This is a genomic window from Bradyrhizobium sp. YR681, from assembly GCF_000282615.1.
GTDB lineage: Bacteria > Pseudomonadota > Alphaproteobacteria > Rhizobiales > Xanthobacteraceae > Bradyrhizobium.
On sequence record NZ_AKIY01000312.1, the window covers coordinates 1 to 5,594 of the forward strand.

Annotated in this window: 6 protein-coding genes; 3 read left to right on the forward strand and 3 right to left on the reverse strand. The window is 64.3% G+C overall.

The window, feature by feature from the left end:
* Nucleotides 1-52: 52 nt before the first annotated feature.
* The gene (locus PMI42_RS33740; protein WP_008143511.1) at nucleotides 53-946 is read right to left on the reverse strand and encodes a LysR family transcriptional regulator; all 894 of its coding nucleotides are present in this window, start codon (nucleotides 944-946) and stop codon (nucleotides 53-55) included.
* A gap of 101 nt (nucleotides 947-1,047) precedes the next feature.
* Here PMI42_RS33740 and PMI42_RS33745 point away from each other — a divergent pair, with 101 nt between their 5' ends.
* On the forward strand, nucleotides 1,048-2,031 hold the full coding sequence (locus PMI42_RS33745) for an aldo/keto reductase (RefSeq protein ID WP_008143512.1): 984 nt from the start codon (nucleotides 1,048-1,050) through the stop codon (nucleotides 2,029-2,031).
* A gap of 300 nt (nucleotides 2,032-2,331) precedes the next feature.
* Complete coding sequence (locus tag PMI42_RS39820) at nucleotides 2,332-2,526, forward strand: hypothetical protein (RefSeq protein ID WP_008143513.1); 195 nt, start codon at nucleotides 2,332-2,334, stop codon at nucleotides 2,524-2,526.
* Between the two features lie 39 nt (nucleotides 2,527-2,565).
* Here PMI42_RS39820 and PMI42_RS33755 read toward each other — a convergent pair whose 3' ends face one another.
* Nucleotides 2,566-3,540, reverse strand: a complete 975-nt coding sequence (locus PMI42_RS33755; protein WP_008143514.1) for a Bug family tripartite tricarboxylate transporter substrate binding protein — start codon at nucleotides 3,538-3,540, stop codon at nucleotides 2,566-2,568.
* Nucleotides 3,537-4,400, reverse strand: a complete 864-nt coding sequence (locus tag PMI42_RS33760; protein ID WP_008143520.1) for a PhzF family phenazine biosynthesis protein — start codon at nucleotides 4,398-4,400, stop codon at nucleotides 3,537-3,539. The genes PMI42_RS33755 and PMI42_RS33760 overlap by 4 nt, the downstream gene beginning before the upstream one ends.
* 115 nt (nucleotides 4,401-4,515) lie before the next feature.
* Here PMI42_RS33760 and PMI42_RS33765 point away from each other — a divergent pair, with 115 nt between their 5' ends.
* Nucleotides 4,516-5,367 (forward strand): helix-turn-helix domain-containing protein, encoded by an 852-nt coding sequence (locus PMI42_RS33765; protein WP_081502988.1) that lies wholly within the window; start codon nucleotides 4,516-4,518, stop codon nucleotides 5,365-5,367.
* The last annotated feature ends 227 nt before the right edge of the window (nucleotides 5,368-5,594 follow it).

Sequence of the window (5,594 nt, forward strand, 5' to 3'; positions counted from 1 at the left end):
CTGGATTGCTTCGCTGCGCTCGCAATGACGGGGAGGGGACGTCGCCAGTCCCTCACTTCCGATACCGCAGCGCCTCCACCAGCACCGCGAACGCCGGCGTGGGCTGCCGACGGCTGGGGTAATAGAGGTGGTAGCCCGCAAACGGCGCGCACCAGTCGGCGAGCACGCGGATAAGCCGGCCGTCGGCGATCTCGCGCTTGACGATGTCCTCCGGCACATAGGCAAGGCCAAGCCCTGCCAGCACGGCATTCATCCGCAGCAGGCCGGTGTTGAACACCAGCTGGCCGTCGACGCGCACCTTCATGGCGCGGCCGCGCTTCTCGAACTCCCAGGCATAGATGCCGCCATAGGTCGGCAGGCGCAGGTTGATGCAATTGTGGTCGGTGAGGTCCTGCGGCTGCTTCGGCTTGCTCCGTTCCGCGAAATAGGCGGGCGCGCCGACCACGGCCATGCGCATCTCCGGTCCGATCCGCACCGCGATCATGTCCTTGGCGACCTGCTCGCCGAGCCGCACGCCGGCGTCGTAACGCTCGGCGACGATGTCGGTGAGGCCGGAATCGACGACGAGCTCGACCTTGATGTCGGGGTAGCGCGGCAGCAGTTTGGCGAGCGCCGGCCACAGGATGGTCTGCGCCGCATGTTCGCCGGCGGTGATGCGGACGGTTCCGGCCGGCGTGGCGCGCAACGCGGTCAGCGCCGACAATTCCGCGTCGATCTCCGCAAAGCGCGGCCCGATGTTGCGCAGCAGGCGCTCGCCGGCCTCGGTCGGCGCGACGCTGCGGGTGGTGCGGGTGAGCAGCCGCAATCCCAGACGCTCCTCCAGGCCGCGCACCGTGTGGCTGAGCGCCGACTGCGAGACGCCGAGCTGGGCTGCCGCGCGGGTAAAGCTGCGCTCGCGCGCGACCGCGAGGAAGGCGAGGAGGTCGTTGACGTTGGTACGGGCCATTCATGAATCCGGATCATGAGTTCATGCTGCTTTTATCAGCTAATCGCAGGCCCGCATGCGGCTTAAGTTCGCAGCCGACGAGATTTTGAAGGAGAACGGCAATGCAGACGCGCAAACTGGGCAAGAGTGGTCTGGAGGTCTCTTCCCTCGGCCTCGGCTGCATGGGCCTGAGCTACGGCTATGGTCCCGCCACCGAGACGTCACAGGCGATCACACTGATCAGGACCGCCTTCGAGCGCGGCGTGACCTTCTTCGACACCGCCGAGGCCTATGGTCCCTTCGTCAACGAGGAGCTGCTCGGCGAGGCGCTCGCGCCATTGCGCGACAAGGTCGTGATCGCCACCAAGTTCGGCTTCAAGGGCGGCAAGGTCGAAGCCGGGCTCGACAGCCGGCCTGCCAACGTCAAGGCGGTGGCGGATGCCGCCTTGAAGCGCCTGAAGACCGATCGCATCGATCTGTTCTACCAGCACCGCGTCGATCCCGACGTGCCGGTCGAGGACACCGCCGGCGCGGTGAAGGATTTGATCCGCGAGGGCAAGGTGCTGCATTTCGGCCTATCGGAGGCGAGCGCGCCGACCATCCGCCGCGCCCATGCGGTGCAGCCCGTTACCGCACTGCAAAGCGAGTATTCGCTGTGGTGGCGCGAGCCGGAGCAGGAGATCCTGCCGACGCTCGAAGAGCTCGGCATCGGCTTCGTTCCGTTCAGCCCGCTCGGCAAAGGCTTTCTCACCGGTGCGATCAGCGAGAGCACGCCGTTCGATGCGAGCGACTTCCGCAACATCGTACCGCGCTTCTCATCCAGCGCACGCAAATCCAACCGGGCGCTGGTTGATTTGCTCGGCGAGATCGCAGCCGCGAAGAAAGTGACGCCGGCGCAGATCGCGCTGGCCTGGCTGCTGGCGCAGAAGCCGTGGATCGTGCCGATTCCCGGCACGACCAAGCTGCACCGGCTCGAGGAAAATCTCGGCGCGGCGGTGGTAACGTTGTCCCAAGCCGATCTTGCGGCGATTGCCGGGGTGCTGGACAAGGTGGCGGTGCAAGGCGACCGCTATCCCGCCCACCTGCAGGCGCGCGTCGGACGCTAGAGCCTGCCATCAGGCGCCCGGTGAGCGTTTGCTTACCGAGCTTCGTCGTCTTGTGTTCCACTGTGAATACGCATGCAAGCGCTATCAAGCTGCGCCGCGCCGCTTAACACCGCCAGCATCGGGTTATTCCAGATGCGTCGTGACTTCGTCACGACCGGTGGAAGATACGTATTTCCGATAATCAATTTTATTCTCTTTCCATCCTGCTGCGTTATATGTCGGGCATCCGTCTAACGGGGGAGGCCGGAGCAGGCGCACGCTTGCGAGACCGGCAAGGAGCAGGGGACCAAGCCCGTCGGCATGTTTGAAGTGATCCTCACCAGGCGCAAGCGGTTCGGTTGGCGGTGGCAGGTGTGTGACCAGTCCGGCAAGATTTTTGCCGACGGGTTCGAACGCACCCGGCCGTCCGCCAAATATCATGGCGAGCGCGCGTTGTTCTTCCTGCTGTCGCAGGCCCATTTGCGCAATCGCTCCGCGGCGTCCAGCGAGGACTAGAGGTTCGGCTGGCAGCAGTCGTTCCGGGGCCCGGACGCATCAAGGTGCAGCCGGCGCGATACCGGCGCTGCGAAGAACTGGCTGCCATTTTGCCATCTCCGCGGCTATGAAGGCATCCGTCGCCTCAGGCGTCGTGCCTTTTGAGATGGCGATGCCGAGTTCCTCGAACCGCTTGACCAGGGCGGGGTTGGACAGAGCGGTGTTGGTCATCCCGTTCATCGCGGCGACGATCTCGGGCGCGGTGCCCGCCGGCGCAAGGATCGCATTCCACGTGTAGGCTTCGTAGCCGGGCAGCGTTTCAGCTGCGGTTGGCAGATCCGGCAAGGCGGAAAGCCGCTCCTTCGTCGTCACCGCAAGTGCGCGCAATGCGCCGCCCCTGATATGGGAGAGCCCGGTCGCTGCACTATCAATCACCAGATCGATCTGGCCACCCATGAGATCGGTGACGGCCGGCCCGCTGCCGCGGTAAGGAACGTGAACCATATTGATCTTTGCCAAGCTCGCGAGCAATTCCGCAGCCAGATGCTGGGCTGAGCCGATGCCGGCCGAGCCGTAGGTCAGGGCTCCCGGTTTGGCGCGCGCAACCGCGATGAGATCCGCGAGCGAGGTCGCGGGGAAATCCTTCTTGACCAGAACGATCTGCGGGACTGTCCCGAGGAGGGCCACGCTACGGAAATCCTGGACCGGGTCGAAAGGCAGATTGGTGTAGAGCACGGCGTTCACTGCGTGCGCGACGGTCGCGATCAGGAAATTGTGCCCGTCCTTTGCGCTCGCCGCTCTCGCCGTGCCGACCGTCGTGCCCGCGCCGGTGATGTTCTCGATCAGCACCTGCCTCGGCAATTGTTGGGAAATTGTCTCTGCCAGGATTCGCGCTGCGACATCGGTCGGTCCGCCTGCCGCGTAGGGCACGATGAATCGGATCGGCTTCGTCGGCCAGGATGCCGCGCTTTGCTGCGCGAAGCTGCTGCTGGCTGCCGTTGCGGCAAGAGATGCGAGAAACAGGCGGCGGTTCATAGCGGCATCTCCCTGATCAGTTCGGCGTCGCCGGACAGCCAGCAGCGATCGCCATCGCGTTCGATCGTGATCCGCGAGGGCCGTCCCATCGCCTCACCCTGCCGGACGACGACGCGATGCTGTGAGGTCAGACCCAACTCCCAGGCGCTCCATGCCAGCGCTGTTGCGGCGATCCCGGTCGCCGCATCCTCCGGATAACCGGAAGAGCGCGGAAACTGTCTTGCGGAGAAGATCGCTGCTTTCGCGTCGACAAGTGCGAAAGGGTAGAGCCCTGTCGAGCCGATCTGGTCACACACGCCCGTAACCCGTGAGAAGTCCGGTCGAAGGCCGTGGAGGAGCTCGACCGAGCGAAGCGGGACAAGTGTTTTTACGCGGCTGGTTGCGGCGTTCTGGACTGGATAGTCGAACAGGTCGGAGGGCTGCAGTCCGAGGACTTCCAGCACCGCGCCGATATCTTCGACGGTGTTGCACCATCCCTTGGGCTGAGTGATGCGTGCCTGTCCGCCGTCGACACGCGCCTCGACCGGCCCGGAAAGCGTCATGATCGAGACGTCTTTCAGCGCCAGTCGACCGAGTTGATCGAGCAGCCAGATCGCTCCCAGCGTCGCATGCCCGCACATCTCCATTTCGTGGTTCGGGACGAAGAAGCGAAAATGGTAGTCGGAACTGTCGCGTCCGGGCAGAACAAAGGCGCTCTCATGGCCGTGCGTTGCCGCGATCCGCCGCATCGCTTCGCCAGCGAGCCCGCGAGCGTCGACAACGACAGGTGCCGGGTTGCCGCCTCCCGGTCCGTTGCTGAACACGTTGACCAGGAAGGCTCGGTCAGAGTAGCGCCGATCGGGGATGTGCTGGTGTGTCATGCCGCCAGAATGCGGGTTCCGGCAGCATCTGGCGCACCCGATCGGGCCAAATCAGATGACCTGACGGGCCATCAGGATTCGGCAGATGTCCTGGATGTGCTAAGCTGGCGGATGCATGCTTCGATCATTTGAACAAATTCTACGTTCGGTGCCGCCATCGCGCCTCCTCGACGCGGGCGAGCATCGCGCCGTCGTCGCGGGAGGCGGTGTGCAATACCGGACGCAGTGGCACTGGCACGACTGCGCGATGATCCTGATGCCGACGAGTGGGACGATTGCGTTTCGGGACGAAACGCGCCGCTCAGTGATGTATCTCAGCGAGGAACGGTTCATCGTGGTGCCCAAAATGCAGGCCCACGAATCGCAGGCGATCCGTCGCCTCAGCAATCACGTCGTTCTTTATCTCACCGAACCGGCGCTCGCGCAGTTCGCGCCTTCGGTTGACCTTCAGCGGCATGCAAAGAAGCCTGCGATGTTCGCGACGACCCCCTTTATCCGATCGCTGCTGCGTTTGTGCTGCACGGGCGAGCGCGATGCCGCGCCGAAGCAGGCACTGGACCATCTGGCGACCGCGCTGCTGGTTGCGATGCTGAATCGGGTCGAGCAGGGCGAGCGGCTCTCCAGCGCAACCGGCGATGACCATGGTGGCGTCGTCGTTGCCGAGATGCGTGCGACCATCGATGAGCGGCTCGACCAGGACGTGCCGATTGACGATATCGCTGCCGCATTCGGGCTGTCGCGCCGCCACGCGACGCGGCTGTTCCGGCAGCACACCGGCTTGTCGATTGGCGAGTACCGAAATCGTCAACGCGTTGAGACCGCACGTCGCATGCTGGCGGAGACGTCGCTTTCGATCGGTGAGGTCGCGTGGCGCACGGGTTTTGAATCAGGATCGGGCTTGTCGCGCGCGATGCGCCGGACGCTTGGCGTATCACCCGGTGCGTTTCGCCGCATCCCGTTCACCTGATCGGGGCGGGCCATCTCGCAGTTCGTCCCGGTGGGGGGCGCCTTCCTCTCCGAATTGGCCCGGCAATTTGAGTTCGGCCGAAGTGCGCTTGATCCGGGCTACAAGCGCTCGTGTTGCCCGTCGGGCAAAACACCCAATATGCCGGTCAAGCCGCGCCATCAAAAATATTCCACTTTACCGAAATTCGGAAACGGCGTATGTATCGCCGCACCCCGGCCCAAGGAAGA